General features: G+C 35.1%; 13 protein-coding genes. 12 read left to right on the top strand and 1 reads right to left on the bottom strand.

The genetic code is table 11. The annotated features are described in order from the left end of the window. Position 1 precedes the first annotated feature (1 nt). The 4 genes from FLAPXU55_RS16445 (at position 2) to FLAPXU55_RS16430 (ending at position 7048) form a co-directional block, all read left to right on the top strand. Positions 2 to 2200 carry an endo-1,4-beta-xylanase gene (locus tag FLAPXU55_RS16445; RefSeq protein ID WP_180859525.1) on the top strand — a complete coding sequence of 733 codons (2199 nt, stop codon included), beginning with the start codon at positions 2 to 4 and terminating at the stop codon, positions 2198 to 2200. An 82-nt stretch (positions 2201 to 2282) separates the two neighbouring features. Beyond that, complete coding sequence (locus FLAPXU55_RS16440; RefSeq protein WP_180859523.1) at positions 2283 to 3911, top strand: GH35 family beta-galactosidase; 1629 nt, start codon at positions 2283 to 2285, stop codon at positions 3909 to 3911. A 237-nt stretch (positions 3912 to 4148) separates the two neighbouring features. Further along, complete coding sequence (locus FLAPXU55_RS16435) at positions 4149 to 6059, top strand: sialate O-acetylesterase (RefSeq protein ID WP_180859521.1); 1911 nt, start codon at positions 4149 to 4151, stop codon at positions 6057 to 6059. 377 nt (positions 6060 to 6436) lie between these two features. Further along, complete coding sequence (locus FLAPXU55_RS16430) at positions 6437 to 7048, top strand: LbetaH domain-containing protein (RefSeq protein ID WP_180859519.1); 612 nt, start codon at positions 6437 to 6439, stop codon at positions 7046 to 7048. Between the two features lie 327 nt (positions 7049 to 7375). Here the strand turns inward: FLAPXU55_RS16430 and FLAPXU55_RS16425 are convergent, their stop codons facing one another. Next, positions 7376 to 11326: a hybrid sensor histidine kinase/response regulator transcription factor gene (locus tag FLAPXU55_RS16425; RefSeq protein WP_180859517.1), complete on the bottom strand. Its 3951-nt coding sequence runs from the start codon at positions 11324 to 11326 to the stop codon at positions 7376 to 7378. 391 nt (positions 11327 to 11717) lie between these two features. Here FLAPXU55_RS16425 and FLAPXU55_RS16420 point away from each other — a divergent pair, with 391 nt between their 5' ends. The 8 genes from FLAPXU55_RS16420 to FLAPXU55_RS16385 all read left to right on the top strand — a co-directional run bounded on the left by FLAPXU55_RS16420 (position 11718) and on the right by FLAPXU55_RS16385 (position 24571). Beyond that, on the top strand, positions 11718 to 14720 hold the full coding sequence (locus FLAPXU55_RS16420; protein ID WP_053473050.1) for a SusC/RagA family TonB-linked outer membrane protein: 3003 nt from the start codon (positions 11718 to 11720) through the stop codon (positions 14718 to 14720). Positions 14721 to 14737: 17 nt separating this feature from the next. Then, positions 14738 to 16261 (top strand): RagB/SusD family nutrient uptake outer membrane protein, encoded by a 1524-nt coding sequence (locus FLAPXU55_RS16415; RefSeq protein ID WP_180859515.1) that lies wholly within the window; start codon positions 14738 to 14740, stop codon positions 16259 to 16261. Positions 16262 to 16345: 84 nt separating this feature from the next. After that, the gene (locus tag FLAPXU55_RS16410; protein ID WP_180859513.1) at positions 16346 to 17518 is read left to right on the top strand and encodes a glycoside hydrolase 5 family protein; all 1173 of its coding nucleotides are present in this window, start codon (positions 16346 to 16348) and stop codon (positions 17516 to 17518) included. 297 nt (positions 17519 to 17815) lie between these two features. Further along, complete coding sequence (locus FLAPXU55_RS16405) at positions 17816 to 18856, top strand: glycoside hydrolase family 43 protein (RefSeq protein ID WP_180859511.1); 1041 nt, start codon at positions 17816 to 17818, stop codon at positions 18854 to 18856. A gap of 267 nt (positions 18857 to 19123) precedes the next feature. Further along, the gene (locus FLAPXU55_RS16400) at positions 19124 to 20935 is read left to right on the top strand and encodes a glycoside hydrolase family 2 protein (RefSeq protein ID WP_180859509.1); all 1812 of its coding nucleotides are present in this window, start codon (positions 19124 to 19126) and stop codon (positions 20933 to 20935) included. A gap of 194 nt (positions 20936 to 21129) precedes the next feature. After that, positions 21130 to 22152 carry a glycoside hydrolase family 43 protein gene (locus FLAPXU55_RS16395; protein ID WP_180859507.1) on the top strand — a complete coding sequence of 341 codons (1023 nt, stop codon included), beginning with the start codon at positions 21130 to 21132 and terminating at the stop codon, positions 22150 to 22152. Between the two features lie 55 nt (positions 22153 to 22207). Further along, positions 22208 to 23386, top strand: coding sequence for an aldose epimerase family protein (locus FLAPXU55_RS16390; RefSeq protein ID WP_180859505.1), 1179 nt, complete (start codon positions 22208 to 22210; stop codon positions 23384 to 23386). A gap of 195 nt (positions 23387 to 23581) precedes the next feature. Then, entirely contained in the window at positions 23582 to 24571 is a 990-nt protein-coding gene (locus tag FLAPXU55_RS16385; RefSeq protein WP_180859503.1) for a glycoside hydrolase family 43 protein, read from the top strand. Positions 24572 to 24835: the final 264 nt, after the last annotated feature.

Raw genomic sequence — 24835 nt, 5'->3', positions numbered from 1 at the left:
AATGAAATATAAATATATAATACCAGTAATTGCTTCATCCTTAATGCTTCTGGCATCCTGTGATGATAATTTAATGGAATGGGAAAAAGACCCTGAGCATGGCGAGGTTACAGGAGCAGAACTTCCATTAGAATTAGTAGAAAAAATAAGCCGATACGATAACCTTAAAACGTACACAGATTTTGTTTTAGGAAACGGAATTGGTGCCGATTTATACCTAACTGACGCAGCGTACCGCAAAATTGTAAACGACAACTTTGATGAGGTTACGCCAGGTTATGAAATGAAACACGGCGCAATGGTAAACTCAAAAGGTGAAATTAATTTTACTAAAGTAGATGCCTTTATTGCCGAAACCAAAAAAGCTGGATTAACCGTTTTTGGTCATACTTTGGTTTGGCATTCCAACCAAAATGCAAGTTATTTAAACAGTATAATTGCGCCAACCGTAATTCCCGGTTCTAGCGGAACCAATACCTTAGATGTAGCAGGTTTAAAAAGCGGAACATTTACAAACTGGGCAAGAAACAATCCCGGAAAAGGAATTTCTATTGCAGCAAATGAAGGACTTGCAACAGGTTCGCAGGCTATTAAATTAGAATCAAGCGCGACATCTTCTGCACCGTATAATCTGCAATTAACTTCTCCGGATGTATCCATTGTAAGCGGTCATAATTACGAGATTTCTTTCTATATTAAATCAGATGTAACCGGAAAAGGACGTATTTCTTTCAATGCTTCATTAACAAATCAATATCCGTACAAAGACTGGTTCAGCACAGGCGGATCTTGGACAGAAGCTTTTGCAACAACATCAGCATGGCAGCAGGTTAAAATTAAATTAGCTCCCGGAGATTTTGTTGGCGGAAGTACCAATTTTAAATTCAATATCGATTTAGGATATCTGCCAAATGTGACCTATTTAATTGATGTAAACACAATTGCAGTTGTAGATCTTGATGCCGCAGCAACCGTTACAAATTTGGTTGCCAATGGTAATTTTAATGCAGGTATCAGCGGATGGTCAAAATACAATGGAGCTAATGATGCTTTAAGTGCAGCAGCCGCGTCTGATGCATATGAAGGAAACGGAGCTATGAAAGTGGTAAACGCAACTTCGGATGCGGCAAATCAATGGAAAACTCAAATTCATGCTGATTTTACTTCGACCTTCACTTCTGGAAAAGAATATACCATTTCGTATATGATTCGCTCTGAAGCAACTGGTTCTGTAAGATGTTCAACAACAGGAACAACGGCTCATTATCAGGGAGATCAGGCAACATCGCCAAGTTGGAAATTAGTAGAATGGAAATTTACCGGAAACGGAACCGAAACAGGTTTAAACTTTGATTTAGGTGGAGCAGCCGGAACCTATTATATCGATAATGTTTTAGTAACGGATGGATCATCTGGAGGAGGCCCAACAGCGCCAATAACGATCGAAAAAACCGATGCAGAAAAAACAAAAATCATTGGCGATGCTATGGCTGACTGGGTTTCTAAAATGATGACACATTACAAAACAAGTGTTTTTGCCTGGGATGTAGTAAACGAACCAATGAAAGAAGACGGAACATTAAGAACAGGAAATGAAGGCGATACCGCAGCAGATTTTTTCTCTTGGATAAAATACCTAGGAAAAGATTATGCAGTAACAGCATTCAAATTAGCTCGTCAATACGGAAATACAACAGACAAACTTTTCATTAACGATTATAACTTAGAATCAAGATTAGACAAATGCGACGGATTGATTCAATATGTAGAATATATCGAAAGCCAAGGCGGAAAAGTTGACGGAATTGGAACACAAATGCACATAGGTTTAAATACAGATAAAGATAAAATTGCCCAGATGTTCCAAAAACTGGCAGCGACAGGAAAATTGATTAAAATTTCGGAATTAGATGTTCGATTAGGGACAAATGCTCCAACCGTTGCGCAGCAAGCATCACAAGCTGAAATGTATCAATATGTAGTGGATATGTATAAAAAACATATTCCGGCAGCACAGCAATACGGTATAACAGTTTGGGGAGTTTCTGATAACTCCAAAGAACATGAATTCTGGCTTCCGGACGAAGCACCAAATCTTTGGGATGCAAATTACGTTCGTAAACACGCCTATAAAGGAACTGCTGATGGTCTTGCAGGAAAAGATGTAAGTAAAGATTTTTCAGGAGAGTTGGTTAAGTAAGTTAAGTGTAGTCTTAATCCATAATATGAATCTGAAAGGATTTGTATTATGGATTATTTGTTTTTAATTTTAAAAGAATCAGATGTTTACGTTCCCAAAAAATACAATCGTTATACTGTTTTTTGCTTTTTTACAATTCGGATATTCCCAAGAAAATATACCGCATCTTCAAAAAAAAGGAAATAAAACACAGCTCATTGTCAACAACAAACCTTTCATTATTCGCGGTGGAGAATTAGGAAATTCTTCGGCAACCACTATGGAAAGTATGGAACCCATTTGGGAAAAATTGACCGACATGAACCTCAACACAGTTTTAACTCCAATTTATTGGGAATTAATAGAAAAGGAGGAAGGCAAATTTGATTTTTCGCTAGTAGATGATTTGATTCTGAGAGCCAGAAAAGAAAACCTAAAGCTAGTATTTCTTTGGTTTGGATCATGGAAAAACAGTATGTCAAGCCACGCACCGGAATGGGTAAAACTGAATCAGAAAAAATATCCGAGAATAAAAGACGACAAAAATAAAAGCCATGAAATTCTAACGCCTTTTAGCGAAGAAAATCTGCAAGCCGATTTAAAAGCTTTTCAAAAATTAATGTCTCATATTAAAGATTTTGACCAAAAAGAACAAACCGTAATTATGGTTCAGGTCGAAAACGAAATCGGAATGCTGCCAACGGCACGCGATTATCATCTTTTAGCAAATGAAGCTTTCAAAAAAGAAGTTCCAAAAGAACTCATCCAATATCTACAGAAAAACAAAGAAAAACTAGTTCCAGAATTCTCAGCAATCTGGAAGAAAAACGGATTTAAAACTATTGGAAACTGGGAAGAAATTTTCGGAAAATGCCTTCAAACCGATGAAATTTTCATGGCTTGGTATTTTTCAAAATTCACCAATACAATTGCCAAAGCAGGAAAAGAAGTTTATCCAATTCCGATGTTTGTAAACGCAGCCTTAAACGCTCCAGAAAAGAAACCCGGAGAATATCCAAGCGCAGGGCCTTTGCCGCATGTAATGGATGTTTGGAAAGCAGCCGGAAACGCGATAGATTTTCTTTCACCAGATTTTTATAATCCGTTATTCAAGCAATGGAATGATTTATTTACAAGACAAGGCGATCCGTTATTTATTCCCGAACATCGTTTTGATGAAACCGCACCTTTTAAAGGTTTTTACGCAATAGGACATTATGAAGCCATTGGTTTTTCGCCTTTCTCCATAGAATCAGTAACCGATGCCAAAAAAGATCCACTAGGAAAAATTTATGATTTAGTGCAGCAGTTAACGCCAGTTATTGAAGCTAATAAAGGCCAAGGAAAAATTGATGGAGTTTTATTAGATAAAGTAAATAACACACAAATCATTAATCTAGGAAACTACGAATTTACCTTTAAACACGATTATACCCTAAATTGGTCAGAAGGTGCAAAAGCAGAAACCTGGCCAACATCAAGCGCCATAATTATAGAAATCACACCCAATGAATTTTACATTTCAGGTTCCGGAATTGTCGTGACTTTTAAACCATTAAAAGATAAAACCGCAAATGCAGGAATATTAAAAACAGATCAGGGAAAATTTGAAAACGAAAACTGGAGAACCATAAGGCATTTCAACGGAGACCAAACCCATCAAGGAAGGCATCTGAGAATTTCAGTAGGCGATTATGAAATACAAAAAATAAAACTATACATTTATGAGTAGTTTTTTTCTGTTTTTTTTGCCACGAATTTCACGAATTTTCACGAATTATTTTTTCAAATATTAAAAAATCTGCCTAATCTGCTAAATCTGCGTGAAAATTTTTTAGCCACAGATTAACACAGATTAAAATGATTTTTTAAAATTAATCAGTGTTAATCCTTATAATCTGTGGCAAAAAAAAATCAGCGTTAACCAGTATAATCCGTGTCATCAGTGGGCAAAAACAAACAAGATCAAATGAAAAAAATAATACTAGCAATACTTATAGTTTTCAATGCCAATGCTCAAATAAAATTACCAAGATTAATAAGCGACGGAATGATATTGCAGCGCGATACAAAAGTCAATATCTGGGGCTGGGCGTCACCAAAAGAAAAAATCGAACTCGATTTCAACCACAAAACATACAAAACCATTACAGCCGAAGACGGAAAATGGCTAATTCAGCTTCCATCGCAAAAAGCAGGCGGGCCATATGAAATGACCTTAAAAGCATCCAACACAATCACCCTGAAAAATATACTTTTGGGTGACGTTTGGGTTTGTTCCGGTCAATCGAATATGCAGCTGTCAATGGAACGGCTTAAATATAAATATCAGGATTATATCGCTAAAGCGGAGAATCCAAACATTAGACAATTTCTAGTTCCCAACCAATATTTCTTTGAAAGAGAAAATACCGATTTCTCTTCCGGAGAATGGATTGCAGCAAATCCAAACAGCGTTTTAAAATTCTCTGGAGTTGCTTATTTTTTCGCTTTAGAAATCTATGAAAAATACCAAATTCCGATTGGAATAATCAATTCCTCTTTAGGCGGTTCTCCGGCAGAAGCATGGATCAGCGAAGAAAACATTAAAAAATTCCCAGATTATTATCAGGAATATTTAAAGTTTAAAGATGGAAGTCTCGAAAAACAAATTGACGAAAACGACGATAAAGTAAGTTCAGACTGGGATAAATTACTAGACGAAACAGATCCCGGACTAAAAAATAAATGGGCAGCTGAAATCGATAATTCCGATTGGAAAACGATGAAAGTTCCCGGTTATTGGGCAGACGGTGAACTCGGAAATATAAACGGCTCGGTTTGGTTTAAAAAGGAATTTACGCTGGAAAAAATAAAAGAAAATCAAGCTAAAATTATTTTAGGAAGAATAGTCGATGCCGATTCGGTTTTTGTAAACGGACATTTTGTTGGCACAACTTCCTATCAATATCCGCCAAGAATTTACTCTTTCAATTCCAATATTTTAAAAGAAGGAAAAAACGAAATTACGGTCAGAGTTATCAGTAATTCGGGTAAAGGAGGTTTTGTACTGGATAAACCTTATGAGTTAATTAATGGCGATCAAACCATTGATTTAAAAGGAATCTGGAAATACAAATTAGGTGTAAAAATGTTACCGCTTCCGGCACAGACTTTCGTCAGATTAAAACCAGTCGGACTTTATAATGCCATGATTGCGCCTCTTAAAAATTATGCTATAAAAGGCGTGCTTTGGTATCAGGGAGAATCAAGCACTAAAAAGCCATCAGAATATCTTCCCTTAATGGAAACCTTAATTGCGAATTGGCGCGCCCAATGGAAACAGGAAAAATTACCTTTTTTATTCGTTCAGCTTGCCAATTATATGGAAACAAAATCGGAACCAGTCGAAAGTAATTGGGCAGCTTTAAGACAGCAGCAATTGAATACACTAAAAGTTCCAAATACCGCAATGGCCATAATAATCGATGTAGGCGAGTGGAACGATATTCATCCTTTAAACAAATACGATGTTGGGAAAAGATTGTCGCTTCAGGCAAGAAAACAAGTTTATGGCGAGAAAAATTTAGTCGCTTCGGGACCGATTTTTAAATCAATAAAAAAAGACGGAAACAAGTTAATTCTAAGTTTTTCAGATATTGGAACCGGATTGCAAATCAAAACCGGAAATGAATTAAAAGAATTTGCAATCGCCGGAAATGATGGAAAATTTGTTTGGGCAAAAGCCGTTATCGATGGCGATAAAGTTATCGTGAGTAATGATTCAATTACAGACCCGGTAAAAGTAAGATACGCTTGGGCAGATAATCCGGCTGAAGCCAATTTATACAATAAAGAAAATTTGCCTGCTTCGCCTTTTGAAGCAGATTTGAGTAAATAATTTTTTGCACCCATTTTATTCTGTAGAGACGCACAGCAGTGCGTCTAACGCAAAGTAACCCTAACGTATATCACTTTGCGTATAAGACGCACTGCTGTGCGTCTCTACGGATATACTTTGTATTGATATTATCATTTTTTGCACCCATTTTATTCTGTAGAGACGCACAGCAGTGCGTCTAACGCAACGTAACCACAACGTATATCACTTTACGCATATAGACGCACTGCTCGTCTCTACAGATATACTTTGTGTTGATATTTTTGTCATTTTTTGCATTTCAAGATCTTAGATTTATTTTATTAAATACTAAAATTCGAATTTTCGAAATCTTATCTTTATAAAATTAAATGATGCATTTTTAAATCAATACAATAATGATAAAACCAATCGATTTTATAGAAAACTTTGATTTTTATTTTCCAGATTATATTAATACTGCGCCATGGAATATTGTCAATGAACTGGACAAAATACTTTTAGAAAAAATAAAACTACTTTCAGCGGATTATAAAATAGAAGGAACAACTGCCATACATAAAACAGCCATAATAGAAGAAGGTGTAACCTTAAAAGGCACAATCATCATTTCAGAAAATTGTTATGTTGGTGCGCACGCTTATTTGCGTGGCCCAATATTATTTGGTAAATCTGTAAAAATAGGCCCGGGTTCAGAAATAAAACAATCGTTTATTTCAGATAATTCGGCAGTAGCACATTTTAATTATATAGGAAACAGCCTGATTGGTCAAAATATTAATTTTGAAGCAGGTTCAATTTGTGCCAATCATTACAATGAAAGAAAAAACAAAATCATTTCAGTTAAATATAAAGAAGACATTATCAATACCCATTCAGATAAATTTGGGTCATTGTTAGGTGATAATTCTAAAGTTGGTGCAAATGCGGTTTTATCGCCGGGGACAATTTTGGATAAAAACAGTATTGTAAAAAGATTACAGTTGATTGAGCAATTAATTGAGGAATAACTTTGTGTAGACGCACTGCTGTGCGTCTCTACAGATATACTTTGTGTTGATATTTTTTTTAATTGCCTCCAGCTTTAGCTGGAGGAATAAAAATCAGTTATCAAAAAGGCTTTAGCCAAACGTCAAAGTTCGGCTAAAGCCTTTCATATTTTCAAAATTTAACCTCCAGCTAAAGCTGGAGGCAATTGATTTTTTTTTAATAAAATATATCCATTTTTTGTTCTGTAGAGACGCAAAGCAGTCCGTCTAACACAACGTAACCCCAACGAATATCGACAACAAAAACTTTGCGCATAAAGCCTCACAGCTGTGTGTCTCTACAAAAAACTATTTATTCATCGCAATATACTCTGAAGGCGTCATCGTAAAATGCTTCTGAAAATTACGTCCAAAACTCGTCTGCGATTTATAACCCACCATTTCAGCAATCTCATACATTTTATAATTCTCGTTTAAAAGCAATTCAGCAGCACGTTTTAAACGAACAATATTAATCAACTCATTCGGACTCAAATTCGAAATATCTTTAATTTTTCGGTATAAAGTTGAACGGCTCATGTTCATGATTTCCGCCAAAGATTCTACGCTTAAATCAGAATCCGTGATGTTTTTCAGGATTTCTTCGTCTAGTTTTTTCAGGAACTTTTCGTCGGTTTTGTTGTGCGCAATACTTTTAATGTGCGAAAGCGGAGAACTCGCATAATAATTCATAATCTGCTTTCTGTTTTCGATTAGATTATTCACCTGAACTTTTAAATAATCCATTGAAAAAGGTTTTGCGATATACGCATCGGCACCCACTTCAAGACCGTCAATCTGCGATTTTAGCGAGTTTTTGGCAGTAAGCAAAATCACCGGAATATGACTTGTTTCTAAGTTGGTTTTAATCTCTTTACACAACGTAATTCCGTCCATAATTGGCATCGAAACATCACTTATAACAAGCTGAATATTCTCGTTATGAATTATTTTTAAAGCATTTTCGCCATTATCCGCTTTTAAAATCGTGTAAAACGGAGTTAATTCAGCCGTAATAAAATTCAATAAATCTTCATTATCTTCCACAACTAAAAGCTGTGTTTTTTCGTGTTTGTTTTCGATTTCTACAGTTTCAGATTCTGCTTCAATTTCGTCTTTCTCTGTTTCATTATAAAACATAAATTCTTCTTCCTGACGAAGCGGAACCACAAGTTCAAAAATATTCACTTTTGAATCCGGAATTACCTGCAGATTTCCGTTATGCAATTGTGTTAACGAATGTGCCAGCGAAAGCCCAATTCCCGTTCCCGAAGTCGTATCCATATTATCAACCCTGAAAAAAGGCTCAAAAATTTTATCTTTTAAATGAAACGGAATCAGATTTCCGTCATTTTTTACAATTAAAGTCAGTTTCTTTTCATCTCTAAAAAGCGTAATCGAAGCTTTATCTTTAGAATATTTTATGGCGTTGCTCATCAAATTGCTCAGGATTTTTTTGAAAGCCTCTTTATCCACAAAAGCAAAAATATCTTTATCTCCCAGTTCCAGTTCAAATTCAATTCCTCTTTCTTCGATTAATTGACTGAATCTCAAATGTAAATTCCGAACCATCGACGAAATATTCGCTTCCACGAAAGTGAGTTTTAAACCACCAATTTCAGATTTTCTAAAATCCAGTAATTCATTTACCAGTTTTAATAAACGTGAAGTGTTTTTCTTCATTATCGAAAGATTCTGGGGCACTTCCGGCAATATGTGATCCATAACCAAAAGTTTTTCCAAAGGTCCTTTTATCAGCGTCAAAGGCGTTCTGATTTCGTGTGCTACATTGGTGAAAAAGTCAATTTTAGCCTGATAGATTTCTTTCTCTTTTTCGTCGTTTAAATGTTTTATTTTTCGGTTGTGTTTAATCTGTGTGAGATTTTGCGAATAACGAATAATGTAATAAAACGAACCGCATATCAGCAAAAAATAGAAAAAATACGCATAAGAACTCGCCCAAAACGGCGGTAGAATCCTGATTTTTAGTTCAACTTCTTTACTCCAAACACCAAAACTATTCAGCGATTTTACTTTAAAAACATAATCGCCTGGCGCCAGTTCCGTAAAGAAAACTTTATTGTTACGTTCCAGATAAACCCAGTCATTATTCACATTTTCAAGTTTATACCAATATTCTGTAAGTTCCGGAGCCGTATAATTTAACGAAGCAAATTCAAGATTAAATGACGATTGACTGTTGTTAAGTTCCAGTTCATCAATATGCGCAATAGATTGTTTTATAGGCGAATCATTTTCATTAGCGTCAATATCCTTATTATTGATTTGCAGATTGGTAATAAAAGTCGAAGGCGTGTATTTGTTTTTGGTAAAATTCTTCGGATTGAAACTGATCATTCCGTTTAGATTTCCAAAATACATATCGCCGTTTGTATCTTTAAAAGCCGATGCATAATTAAATTGATCGCTCAATAAACCATTTGCGGTGGTGTAAATTTTAATGCTTTTATGATCAGGTCCAAATTTCACCAAACCTTTAGAAGTCGTCAACCATAAATTTTTAGCTTCATCTTCTAAAATCGAATAAACGACATTACTCGGAAATCCGTTTTTGGGGGTAAATTTTTTAAAAGTCCTTGTTTTTTTATCAAATAAATCCAGTCCGTTTTCGGTAGCAAACCATAAATTTTTAAAACTGTCTTCAAAAATATAATTGATCGAATTATTACTGATGCCGTTTGGGTTTTTGTAATCGTAAATAAAAACCTCTTTCTTTTTTGTTTTTGGATTGTAATAAAACAAACCATCACGATAACTTCCTGCCCAGAGATTTCCGTCGCTGTCTTCTTTATAAGTCGTATAATGCGTAGTTTCAGGAAAAGTTTTTAAGGTTTCAAAATTGTCATTTTTTTCATTGTATAAATAAAGTCCCATTGTCGTAATCACAATCAATTCATCTTTTTTGGTTTCATAAAAAGAAAAAATGAAATTACTGCGCAATCCCGAAGCCGGATTATTGGCACTATAGTGTCGCACAACGTTACCCGAATTTCGGTCTAAAACATCTAAACCATGTTCAAAAGTTCCTACCCAAATTTTGTCTTTTCTGGGCATTAAAGCATGAATATTATAATAAGAAACACTGCTTTTGCTTCCGTTTGGTAAATAAGATGTAAACTGCTGCGTTTTAGGATTAAATCGGTTTAAACCAGCATCTTCGGTACCAATCCACAAATCACCTTTGTCATCTTTATGAATTTCTCTAACGGCGCTTCCGCTGATAGAATTTTGTCCTTTCTGCGGGAAATATTTCTTGAACTGCGTGTATTGTTTTTGATGGTAATTGATTCCTCCAAAATATGTTCCAACCCAAATTCCGTTTTCCTTATCAATAGTGATCGAATATGCCGCATTATCTGAAATCGCATAAGGATCATTATAATTTTTTTTAAGATTAATGCTGGATTTCGTTTTCAGGTTGTAAACATAAACTCCGGATTCGCTTGCAATCCAAAGTTCATCATTTCCTCTCTTTTTAAACTGGCGCACATAAACTGGTTTTTTTGTCGAAAATTCTAAACTAGAAGTTGTTTTATTGTGAATGTTATAAAGTAAAACGCCGTCGTCCTGCGTACCAATTACAATATTGTTTTTATCTAAAGCATAAATAATGGTAATTCTAAAATTAGAAGAACTTGCAGGTGGCGCAATTGGAATATTTTCAAACGAAAGATTTTCTTCAGAATAACGATAAATTTTATTCAATGAAGAAGCCCAGATCTGCCCATTTGCATCTCTGGAAATCGAAGTGGCAATAAAATATTTATTCGGATTAAACGTTTTGGTTTCTTTTTTTGTTGTCGAATATTTATAGAGAATATTTCCAGAGATAAACCAAATATTTCCGTTTTTGTCATGATTAATATCATTGATACGATCGTTAATCGCTTCGTTTAAAACCGTAAACTGATCTGTTTTTTTATCGTATTGATACAAACCTTTATCTGTTCCTACCCAAATAACACCTTTATATTCATGTAATGACTGAATATAATTACTTCCTAAAGTATGAATTGGGTCGGCATTGCTTCTGTAAGTTTTAAAACGATAGCCGTCAAATCGGTTTAAACCGTCTTTTGTACCAAACCACATAAAGCCATCTTCGTCTTGTAAAGAAGTCAAAACGGTATTGTTTGACAGACCTTCTTCAACCTGAAAATGTTTGAAATAATATTCCTGTGCCTGAATAAAATTTATTGAAAAAAGCGAAAAAAATAATAAAAGAAAGAATTTACGCATAGTTGTGTTTTTTAGGATAAAACAAGGACTTATTCAAATCGTGTCAATATTCAACAAAATGTTGCAAGTCACAATATTTCTGATCTTTTTTATACAATTTGAATCATTTGAGATAGAAATTGACACAAATGAATCATTTTATTTTCAATTAAAATCATCTACTTTGGATTTTCAAACAAATCATATTGATAATTTTTAGGCTAAAAAAATACAGCATCAATAAAATTAAGTTTGAAAAAATACACCATTAATAATTTTGAATTAAAATGAACACATTATTATTACTGAGCAATATTAATTATTTTTTTGCTCGCATCAGAGATGATTAGAATTTTTAAAAAAACAATTGTAAAACCAACCAAGAAATGAAAACTATCTAAATGACAAATCAATGAAAACAAAGATCACTCAAATTTTAAAGCAGAGATATTACCTCTTGTTTTTCTTTAGTTTATTATTACAACAAACGTATGCACAACAGCAAATAACCATAACGGGAAAAGTAGTTTCTGCAACAGGAGAATCCATTCCGTTTGCTAACGTTGTCATAAAAAACACAAAAAATGGCGCAGTTACCGATTTTGACGGTACATATAAAATAGCTGCCGCGGGAAACCAAACACTGGTTTTTAGTTCACAAGGCTATAAAACAACAGAAATTGAAATCAACAACAAAACGTCTATCAATGTTACTTTACAAGAAGATGCAATGAAACTGGATGAAATTGTAGTTGTAGGTTACGGATCACAACAGAAAAAAGACCTTACAGGAGCTGTTTCGCTGGTAAAAGCTACTGAAATCCAAAAACGTCAGGTGACTACTGTTGCTGATGGATTACAAGGTTTAGTTACCGGAGTTAAAGTTCGCGGCGGAGGACGTCCGGGGCAGGAAGCCAGTGTAGAGATTCGTGGTCTTAAAAATCTTCAAAATACAAATCCATTATATGTAATTGATGGATTAGTTACTTCAGCAAACAGAGATTTTAACCCAAATGATATTGAAAGCATTCAGGTTTTAAAAGATGCATCTGCAGCAGCAATCTATGGTTCAAGAGCAGCAAATGGTGTGATTATTATTACCACAAAAAAAGGTAAAAAAGGGCCGCTTCAAATTGATGTTTCTGCAAAAAGCAGTTTTACAACTATCCCACGCTATGATTTGGCGGGAACTGAAGAGTTTGCCAGATTAAATAATATGGCTTATGATAATGCCGGAATGACAAGACAAAACCTGAATATGGCAGTTAATACAGACTGGCAGGATGCAGTTTTTAGAACAGGAATGATGCAGGATTATAATGCCAGCGTTTCTGGCGGAAATGAGAACTCAACCTTCTTTATGTCGGGGAATTATTTTGGAAATGAAGGAGCAGTAATCGGAACTGATTTTGACAGAATTTCATTCCGTGTAAATTCAAGCGGCACAAAAGGAATTTTCAGTATTGGAGAAAACTTAGCCATCAGTAATTCTAAAACAGATGAAATGTCTGGAAATCCAATTATTGATGTGTACAGAATGACGCCGACAATTCCGCTTTACGACGCAGCTAATCCTGGAGGATACGGTTACGGTAAGCAAGGCGTTGCAGATACTTTTGGAACAAATCCTCTTGCAATTGCTGATTTTGCCAATACAATCAATGAAAATTTCAGAATTAGAGGTAATATATGGTCTGAACTAAAATTTGCTCCATGGTTGAAATATCGTTTCAATTTTGGATACGAAACTAGTTTTGATTCTTATAAATTCATGAGAAAAGTAGGGAACTGGACGTTAAATCAACCGATAGATCCATCTCAGACAGATCAAAATAAAGGAAGATCGCAAACAACATTGTTTGAAAATACTTTGACTTTCAAAAAAGAATTTGGAAAACATGATATAACCGTTTTAGTTGGTCAGACTTTTCAAAAAGACAAATACGATCAAATTTATGGTACAAAAAGAAACCTGCCAATAAACTCCGGAACTGGACAATATTATGAGGTTTTAAACCAAGGAGATTCTCCGGTAGTTGGTGGTTTTATTAATGAAGCAGCTCTTGCATCTTATCTTGGAAGAATTGAATACAATTATGATAACCGTTATTTATTAAATGCTGTTTTAAGACGCGACGGATCATCAAGATTTAGTGATGCAAACAAATGGGGGAATTTCCCTTCTGTTTCAGCTGGATGGAGAATAAGCAATGAATCATTTTTTAAATCAGAGTTCATTAAAGATTTAAAATTAAGAGCGAGTTATGGAGAATTAGGTTCTGGAAATATTAAAGAGTACGAATATAAAAGTTTCGTTAATAATTTCGGACAGATTGTGTTAGGTCAAAATTTATATCCTTCAGCAACTCAGGTAAAATTATCAAATTCAGAACTGCGTTGGGAAAAATTAAAACAAACCAACTTTGGATTAGACTTAGGCGTTTTAAATAATGATTTACGTCTTACAGCAGATTATTTTATTGCTCGTACAGAAGATGTATTATTTGGTTTCCCAATTTTATTAACGACAGGAAATGACGGCGGAAATCCAATTTCTAATGCTGCAACTGTTGAAAATAAAGGTTTTGAATTAGAATTGGCTTACAGCAAAAAAATAAATGAATTCTCGTTTAATGCTTCCATCAACTTTACAAAAGTTAACAACAAACTGGTTTCATTAGGTAACGGTCAAAACGAAAATATTTCGGGAAATACAATCACTAGAGCTGGTATGCCGGTAGGAATGTGGTATGTTTTACAAACTGACGGATTGTTTCAAAATCAGCAGGAAATTGATAACTACAAAAATGCTAATGGACAAGTAATTATGCCAAATGCTGTTCCTGGAGATATTCGTTTTAAAGATGTTAATGGGGACGGGCAAATTACAAGTACTGATAAAGCTATTGTGGGAAGTCCATGGCCAGAATTCGAAATGGGTTTAAATGCAGGAGCAGAATATAAAGGTTTTGATTTTTCTATGAACTGGATCGCTTCTCACGGGGCAACTGTTTATAACGGATTTAGAAGTGTTGTAGACAGATTCGATGATAATAGTAATTACAGAGCCGGAATCCAGCCTTGGACACCAGAAAATCCAAATACAGATTTTCCTAGAATAACAAAAGGGTCAACTTTAAATTCAAGAGGAGACAGCGACCGTTTCTTAGAAAATGGAGATTTTATCAGACTTAAGTACATTGGATTTGGTTATAACCTGCCTCAAAGTGTCTTGAAAAATTCAGGTATTTCGAGAGCGAGATTAACATTATCGGCACAAAATATTATTACAATTACTAAATATAAAGGTTTAGATCCTGAATTTACAAACAGTAATATTTTTGAAAGAGGCGTTGATAATGGTGCTTTCCCAAATCTTCAAACGTATTCTTTTGGTGTTGATTTTAGCTTTTAATTTAAAAAAATAGCATAATGAAAAAAATAATCATAATAACCGCAGCTTTTCTGGGTCTTGTTTTTACAGCTTGTGAAAGTGAATTAGACCTGAACAGCCCAAATGATATTACAGTAGACCAATATTGGAAAACTGAAAGTGATGCTCAGGCTGGTGTAAACTCAATTTACGCTATGTTTTACAAAGATGGTCTTTGGGCAAGATGGATGTATTTCCGCTTAGATTTGACTTCTGATGAAGGGTATAGTGTAAGCCCGTGGACAGAATTAGCAGACTGGACGCGATTCAATTATATCAATTATAATTTTTGGGAAGGAAATGCCGTAACATGGAGAGATACGTACAAAGCCATTTTTAGATGTAATCAGGTTTTAGCAAATGTTCCAAATATCACATTTCAAAATGAAGATGATAAAAAGAAAATCATTGCTCAGGCTAAATTTTTCAGAGCATTACATTATTACTATGCGGCAGTAATCTGGGAAGATATTCCGTTAGTTTTAGATCCATCTACACCAGCAGATTTACCACAACAAAAAAAGGTAACTGAAATTTGGGCTCAGATTGAAAAAGATTTAAATGAAGCTTTTGTGGATTTACCATCGCAATGGCCATCTGACCAAACAGGAAGACCAGATAAAGGAGCAGCAAAAGCATTTTTAGCAAAATTATACATGCAGCAGCACAAATGGCCAGAAGCGAAAACAGCACTGGAATATTTAATTACTGGGCCAGGTGCAAGATATGGTCTGGTTACTAATTACAGAGATAATTTTACAGATGTAAACGAAAACAACAGCGAATCTGTTTTTGAAATTCAGTTTGGAGATCAAAGAAAAGGAGGAACTGGTGAAGATCCAAATGCTGCAGTTTCCAGCAACCGTGGTCAGTTTTTTGCACCAAGAGGAATTGGATGGTCTGACGGACAAGCACGTTTATGGCTTGTAAATGCTTTCAAAGAAGAAAAAAATAAAGATGGTAATCTTGATACCCGTTTAAGATGGACTTTATACTATCCGGAATTATTGGCTGACTTTGGAGATAAAACCTACGGAAGAAACTGGGAATGGAACAATAATGAAGCCTGGTTTAGAAAAGGAAGCCGTGATTATTACAGAAATAATGAAGATTATTACAGCCAGGTAAATTACAGATTAGTTCGTTATGCTGATATTTTACTGCGCTATGCCGAAGTTTTGAACGAAACAGGAAATACAGCACAAGCTTATCAATATGTTGATTTAGTAAGAGCCCGTGTAAACATGAACACTTTAGCAGTTGCTCATCCTGAAATAGGAAACGATCATGATAAATTCTTAGAACGTTTAAAAACAGAGAGAGTTTTAGAATTAGCAGGAGAAAGCGTGCGTTGGGAAGACTTAAAACGCTGGGGAGATTTAGATACTCAGGCTTCTGTTGATAAAATTTCGCTTCGTGACCCGGATTTTAAAAACTTCAAAGTGGGTAAAAATCATAGAATGCCAATTCCACAAAGTGATGTAGATAATAATCCAAATCTGGAACAAAATTCAGGATATTAAAAACTAATTTTTTTAAGGGAATCAGATGCATTTGTCTGATTCCCTTATCATAAAGAACGATTGTTCATAATAACAAAATTTATAATGAGAAAAGTAAAATTGTCTCTGACATTTATGTTGGCAGGATTAGTATTGCTAAGCTGCAACAACAAAAAGAATACTACTGAAGAAAATAAAAACGAAACTGCTGCAGTTGAAAAAAGAGAAATCTGGACAAAAGATCAAGCCAATAAATGGTATGCAGAACAGCCTTGGTTAGTAGGTTCAAATTATTATCCTAGCACAGCTATAAACCAATTAGAGATGTGGCAGGAAGATACTTTTGATCCAAAAAGAATTGATCAGGAACTGGGTTGGGCAGAAAATTTAGGCATGAATGTAATGCGTGTTTACCTGCATGATTTATTGCACCAGCAAGATGCAGAAGGATTTTACAAACGCATGGATCAATTTTTAGAAATTGCAGATAAGCATCATATTAAAATACTTTTTGTTTTATTTGATTCCTGCTGGGATCCGTTTCCTGCTTTAGGAAAACAACGTGCTCCAAAACCGCACACGCACAACTCAGGCTGGGTACAGAGTCCGGGGCAAAAAGTATTGCAGGATAAAACACAATATCCTCGTTTAGAGAAATATGTAAAACAAACCGTTGCTCATTTTAAAGATGACAAACGTATTTTAGGCTGGGATGTTTGGAACGAACCAGATAACATGACAGGTCCTTCTTACGAAAAAATCGAAATCAAAAACAAAGTCGATTTAATCCTTCCGCTTTTAAAAAATGTTTTTGTTTGGGCAAGAGAAAGCAATCCATCACAGCCGTTAACTTCTGGAGTTTGGGTTGGAGACTGGAGCGACGAAGCCAAAATGAAACCAATGCACAAAATGCAGATCGAACAATCGGATATTGTTTCTTTCCATAATTATAACACACCTCAGGATTTCGAAAAAGTAATTAAACAGTTACAGCGTTACGGAAAACCTTTATTATGTACAGAATATATGGCAAGACCAAACGGAAGCACATTCGAAGGCTTTTTACCAATCGCGAGAAAATACAATGTTGGAATGATCAACTGGGGATTTGTAGATGGAAAAACACAAACCAAATACGCTTGGGACAGCTGGACAAAAACATACAACGCAGAACCAAAAGTTTGGTTTCACGAAGTATTACACACAGACGGAACCCCATATATAAAAGCCGAAACAGATTTAATCAAAAAGATGACATCTGAGGCGAATAAGAAGTAGAGATTTTTTTTGCCACAGATTTCACAGATTTCACAGATTAAAAAGATTAAGATCTGTGGCGAAAAAATTAAACACATAGAAACATAGATTTATTGTTTCTTTTTTGAGATTATAAAAAAAGCAAGCTTTCACACATAGCTATGTCCATTTTAATTAGTGAAACGCCTTTTATAGACAAAGAAAAACTATGTTCCTATGTGTTAAAAATCCTTTTAATCTGTGAAATCTGTGGCAAGAAAATAATTAGTGAAAATTAGTGGAATTCGTGGCAAAAAAACATTTTAATCTTTTAGCAACATGAAAAAATACACAATAAAACAGCTCTTTTTTCTGCTGGTAATTCTGACTGGAATTTCTGCGAAAGCACAACAACCAGACCCGCCGGGACAAGTAAAAGGAAGCGAAAAACCAAAAAACGAAGCCTATCTTTTTGCGCACATGACGCACAACGATTACGGCAGGTTATACTATTCTGTAAGTTTGGACGGTTTGCATTGGGAAAACCTCAACAACGGAAAACGAGTTTTTGAAGAATACAAAGGACATCCCGATATCTGCAAAGGCCCGGACGGAAAATATTACATCGCAGGAAATACAGGCGATGACGCAAAAAGCATCAACATCTGGGTTTCAGATGATTTAATTACTTGGAAAAAACACTCCGATTACACGCCCGATTTAAAAAGCACGCCTGATTATTCAAACGCTTTACAGCGAATTGGCGCTCCAAAATTATACTACGACAAAGATTCTGAAAAGTTTATTATGACTTGGCACACGCCGCATCTTGAAGGGACAAAAGAAGATGGTGAACGTTATTGGGCAAGTCAGCGAACGTTGTATGTTTTGTCTAAAGATTTAAAAACTTTTGAAGGAACACCAAAACGTTTATTCGATTGGGATATGGGAACTATTGATGTTTTTATTCGTAAAGTCGGCGATTCTTATTACGCTGTAATTAAAGATGAAACGTATCCAACATTGTATTGGACAACCGGAAAAACCATCCGAATTGCAAAATCAAAATCTCTTTTAGGACCTTATTCTTTGCCCCAACAATCGATTAGTCCAAACTTTAGAGAAGCACCAATGTTAATTCCTTCTCCAGATGATAAAATATGGTATATGTATTACGAACAATATCCGGGCGTTTCATACGGATTATCCATCGCAGATAATTTAAACGGGCCATGGTTTCAGGCCTCAGGCTACACTTTTTTCTCTGATTGGGATAAATACAGCTTCCCAGAAAAAGTACGCCACGGCTGCATGGTTACAATCTCTAAAAATGAATACGACAGTTTAGTGAAGAAATTTGGCATCACTAAAAATAAATGATGAGTTATAAGTTATGAATTATGAGTTTGGAATTAGGCGTTTGTTAGTGTTTTTTGAGTTAATACGAAACAGAGATTATTTTATCGGAAATAAATTATAATCACACTTAAACCAACTCATAATTCATAATTAATAACTCATAACTAAAAAATTGGTTAGTAAAGTTAGTGTTTGAAATTACCAGACTATGTGGATATGGTCTGGTAATTTATTTAGTAAATAAGAAACAGTAATAATCGAGGAAATTATTGCGTAAAACAATATAAAATGAATAAGAAAACTACAGTTCTGGTGGCGCTTTTTTTAAGCTGTCTGGTTCATGCACAATGGAAACCGCAAGGCGATAAAATCAAAACAAAATGGGCAGCTCAGGTTGATCCGAACAAAACTTTACCAGAATATCCCCGTCCGATTATGGAGCGTAGCCAATGGAAAAATCTGAATGGATTATGGAATTATTCCATTCAGGAATTTGGCAAAACAGCGCCTTCAAAATATGACGGGCAAATTTTGGTTCCGTTTGCGGCTGAATCGAGTTTGTCTGGCGTAATGAAAGAAGTTGGAGCAAAAAACGAACTTTGGTATGAAACCAATTTTTCAATTGAATCAAATTGGAATGGAAAAAATATTCTGCTGCATTTTGGCGCTGTAGACTGGAAAACAGAAGTTTTTATTAATGACATAAAAGTGGGTTCACATACTGGCGGTTACACACCATTTTCATTTGATATTACACCTTTTATCCAAAAAGGAAAAGCTCAAAAACTGGTTGTAAAAGTTTGGGATCCATCAAACGACGGACCTCAGCCAAGAGGAAAACAAGTCAAAAATCCCGAAGGAATTTGGTACACGCCCGTTACCGGAATCTGGCAGACGGTTTGGATTGAACCTGTAAATACTAAAAACATTTCAGAATTAAAAACAACACCAAACATCGATCAAAATACAATCAGCATTAAAGCCGATGTAAACGGAGCAGAAAAAGGAGATTTAATTGAAATTTCTGTTTTTGACGGAGGAAAAGAAATCGCAAAAGAAAAAGCTATTGTTGGCGAAAGCAATGATATTGTTTTAAATTCTCCAAAATTATGGTCGCCGGAAAGTCCGTTTTTGTATCAGACAAAAATCCGTTTAATCAGTAAAAATAAAGTCGTTGATGAAGTGAAAAGTTACTTTGCGATGCGAAAAATTTCATCAAAAAGAGATGAAAACGGAATCATGAGAATGCAGTTAAATAATAAAGATTATTTTCAATTAGGGCCTTTAGATCAAGGTTGGTGGCCAGAAGGATTGTATACTGCACCAACTGACGAAGCTTTAAAATACGATATTATTAAAACTAAAGAATTAGGTTTTAATATGATTCGTAAACATGTGAAAGTAGAACCAGAACGCTGGTACACGCATTGCGATCAGTTAGGAATTTTAGTTTGGCAGGATATGCCAAGCGGTGATGAACAACCGATTTGGCAAGATAAAAAGTATTTTGAAGGAACAGAATTACAGCGTACTCCAAAATCACAAGAAATCTATAAAAAAGAATGGAAGGAAATTATGGATCATTTGTATTCCTATCCAAGTATTGTAGTTTGGGTTCCTTTTAATGAAGCCTGGGGACAATTCAAAACCGTAGAAATTACAGAATGGACTAAAAATCATGATCCAAGTCGTTTAATAAATTCTTCAAGCGGAGGAAATCATTTTCAAACGGGCGATATTTTAGATTTACACAAATATCCAGCTCCGGAATTGTATTTGTATGATGCAAGAAGAGTTACTGTTTTAGGTGAATACGGTGGAATTGGTCTTCCGTTAGAAGGACATTTATGGAGAGCAAATGACAATTGGGGTTATGTGAAATTTAAAAACGAAGCAGAAGTTACTGCCGAATATGTAAAGTACGCTCAAATCCTTAAAAGCTTAGTAAAAACAGGATTTTCGGCAGCAGTTTACACGCAGACAACCGATGTTGAAGGCGAAGTAAATGGTTTCATGACCTACGACAGAAAAGTAGATAAAATGGATTTTAAAGCTGTAAATCAAATTAATACTGAAGTTATTAATGCTTTGAATCATTAAATAGTGATTTTTGACATATAGTTCTCATAGTTTGTCATCTCGACGAAGGAGAGATCTCCACAAGAAACTCTACAAAGATTGGCGATTCTATATGCGGAGCTACTTGCGGAGATCTCTCCTTCGTCGAGATGACAAGATTGAGACAGAAGAAAATATATGTTTAAAAAACCACGCCCAACAATAAAAAAACTAAAATGAAAAAATACCTAATTCTTTTTCTGCTCACAACAATGAGTTTTGCCCAGCAAAAAACATTCACAAATCCCATTCTGCCAGCGGGAGCAGACCCGTACAGCACGTATTACAAAGGCTATTATTACTATACCAATACACTTGGAAATCGTTTGGTTTTGTGGAAAACAAAAGATTTATCCGATATCAAAAATGCTGAAAGCAAAGTGATTTGGACACCACCTAAAAACACAAATTATTCAGCAGAGATCTGGGCACCGGAGTTTCATATTATAAACGGAAAATGGTACTGTTATTTTGCTGCAGATAATGGTGATAACAACAACCACAGAATGTATGTTTTAGAAAATAAATCATCAGATCCGTTTAAAGGGAATTTTGAATTTAAAGGAAAAATTGCTGCCAAAACAGACAAATGGGCCATTGACGGAAACGTTTTTGAATATAAAAAACAGCTTTATATGATTTGGGCTGGCTGGGAAGGCGACACCAACGGACAGCAGAATATTTACATCGCTAAAATGAAAAATCCGCTTGAAATTGACGGCGACCGTGTTATGATTTCATCGCCAACAAATGACTGGGAAACGCACGGAGCATTGCATGATGACGTGAATCCGGCGCAGGTAAATGTAAACGAAGGCCCGCAGTTTTTAGAAAGAAACGGTAAAATTTTCATCGTGTTTTCAGCAAGCGGATGCTGGACAGATTTTTATTCTTTGGGATTATTAACTTTTAATGGCGGAGATAATTTATTAGAGGCATCGGCATGGAAAAAATCTCCTGAACCAATTTTCAAACAATCAGATAAAAATAAAGTTTACGCACCGGGACATAATTCTTTCTTTAAATCTCCTGACGGAAAAGAAGACTGGATTTTATACCATGCGAATTCAAATCCGGGTGAAGGCTGCGGAAACAAAAGATCACCAAGAATGCAGAAAATAGATTGGGATGCAAACGGATTTCTGGTTTTGGGCGAACCTGTAAGTGAACAAACTAGATTAGCAATTCCATCAAAATAAAACTATAAAAACTAACCAGAGGATAATATTACTTTTTCCTCGCAATGACATAAAAATGAAAAATATTCAAATCGCTGCGGTTGTTTTACTGGCACTTTTTCAGTTTAATTGCAAAGACAATAAAAAAGAAAATACAACTTCAACTGAAACTACCGAAATAAAATCAGATTCAGTAAAAACCGTTTTAGAAACTAAAAATTTCGATACCATAATCGAAGGTAAAAAAGTCAATTTATACTGGATAGAAAATAAAGGAATCAAAGCCGCTTTTACCAATTACGGCGGAAGATTAATAGGACTTTGGGTTAATGATAAAAACGGAAAACCAACCGATGTTGTGGTTGGAATGAACAGTGCAAAAGGATTTAAAACCTCAACAGAACCTTATTTTGGAGCAACAATCGGAAGAGTTGGAAACCGAATTGGAAAAGGAAAATTTACTTTAGAAGGAAAACAATATCAAGTTCCGTTAAATAATGGAAAAAATGCTTTACACGGCGGTATAAAAGGTTTTCAGGATGTAGTTTGGAATGCCGAAAAAGAAAACGAAAACACTTTGGTTTTTACTTACGTTTCGCCAGATGGAGAACAAGGTTTTCCTGGGAATTTAACTGTAAAAGTAACGTATACGATTACGGATGATAATTCGGTAAAAATGGAATACGAAGCGACAACAGATAAAACAACTTTAGTTAATTTAACAAATCATGCCTTTTTTAATTTAAACGGAGAAGGAAGCGGCACAATCTTAAATCATGAATTACAGATTTATGCTAACGAATTCACGCCGGTTGATGAAGGTTTGATTCCGAGTGGAGAATTAAAACCCGTAAAAAATACTGTTTTTGATTTTACTTCAAAACATACAATTGGCGAAAGAATCGAAACCAAAGATGAGCAGTTGAAATTCGGAAAAGGATACGATCATAATTACGTTTTAAACGGAACTAAGAAAAACGGACTGAATCACGCGGCAACAATTTCCGGAGATAAATCTGGAATTACAATGGATATTTTTACAGAAGAACCGGGATTACAGTTTTACAGCGGTAATTTCATGCAGTCAAAAAACACGTTTAAATCAGGTTCAAAAGATGATTTCAGAACAGCTTTTGCTCTAGAAACACAACATTTCCCAGACGCACCAAATCAGCCAAAATTTGCCCCGATTGTTTTGAAAGTGGGAGAAAAATATCATACGGTTTCTTATTATCAGTTTTCTGTGAAAAAGTAGTTTAACCGCAAAGTTTTTTTTACCGCAAAGAGCGCTAAGGTTTCGCAAAGGTCACAAAGTTTTTTTGTCACTTTTGTCACCCTGAGCGAAGTCGAAGGGCGCAAAGTTATTCCTCATTTTTTTAACTCTTTGCGTGCTTTGCGTAATTCTTTGAGCTCTTTGCGGTTAAAATACACCAACTAAAACCAATAAAAAATGAAAAAAATACTATCCTTAATAACATCACTTTGTGTTTTCGCAGCTTGTTCGCAGGAAAAAGATGCCGACAAATCAACACCAAAACCAACAGAAGTAAAATCCAGTTCAATTTTACTGGCCGACCCAACTATTTTTTACAATAATGGAACCTACTATTTATACGGAACCACAAGCGGAGATATTCCAAATGGAGAAGGATTTCAGGTTTATACTTCGTCAGATTTAAAAGACTGGAAAGGCCCGGTTGGAGCGCAGAATGGTCTGGCTTTTAAAAAAGGAGATGCTTTTGGCGACAAAGGATTTTGGGCGCCACAGATTCTTTCGTATCAAAACAAATTTTATATGATTTATACGGCGAATGAAAATATTGCAGTTGCAACAAGTAACAGTCCGCTTGGGCCATTTAAAAACGATTCAAAAGAACCAATTATTAAAACCGGAAACCAAATTGATCCGTTTATTTTTATTGATGAAGATGGAAAAAAATACCTGTATCATGTTCGTTTGACAAATGGAAACAGAATTTTCGTGGCAGAAATAAACGACGATTTTAAAAGCATAAAACAAGAAACTTTAACAGAATGCATTTCGGGAACTATGCTTTGGGAAAATACACAAAACGTAAGCTGGCCAGTTACAGAAGGCCCGACAGTTTTAAAACACGACGGTTTGTATTATATGATTTATTCGGCAAATGATTTCAGAAATATAGATTATGCCGTGGGTTATGCCACAAGTAAAAGTCCACTTGGACCTTGGGAAAAAGCTGTAAACAGCCCAATAATCAGCAGAAAAAATACCAAACAAAACGGAATTGGCCACGGTGATGTATTTTGGGATAAAGACAATAAAATGCATTATGTTTTGCACACTCATTATAGCGAAAGTGCTGTTTCGCCAAGAAAAGCCGGAATTATTTCAATTGAATTTAAAGATGGAAAAATAGTAGCTGATCCTGCTAGTTTTCAGTTTCTAAAAGTTAATTAGTAATTCAAAAGCCTTCAGATTTCTGAAGGCTTTTTTTGTTTTTTAATGAAAACTTAATTTTATCATTTTTTGATACTGACTATCATTCCGTAGGAATGTTTCGTCGGTAGAAAAAAAGATCCGCTACGTTTTACGTTCCGTAGGAACGTTTGATAGGTTAGATTATAAAGAAGCGTTGTGAAAATCAAACGTTCCTACGGAACGTAAACAATGATAACATTATAATTTTTCTACCAATGAGATGTTCCTACGGAACAAAGAAAT

Source organism: Flavobacterium panici, assembly GCF_903819335.1.
Classification (GTDB): domain Bacteria; phylum Bacteroidota; class Bacteroidia; order Flavobacteriales; family Flavobacteriaceae; genus Flavobacterium; species Flavobacterium panici.
This window is presented reverse-complemented; position numbering and strand designations above follow the sequence as displayed.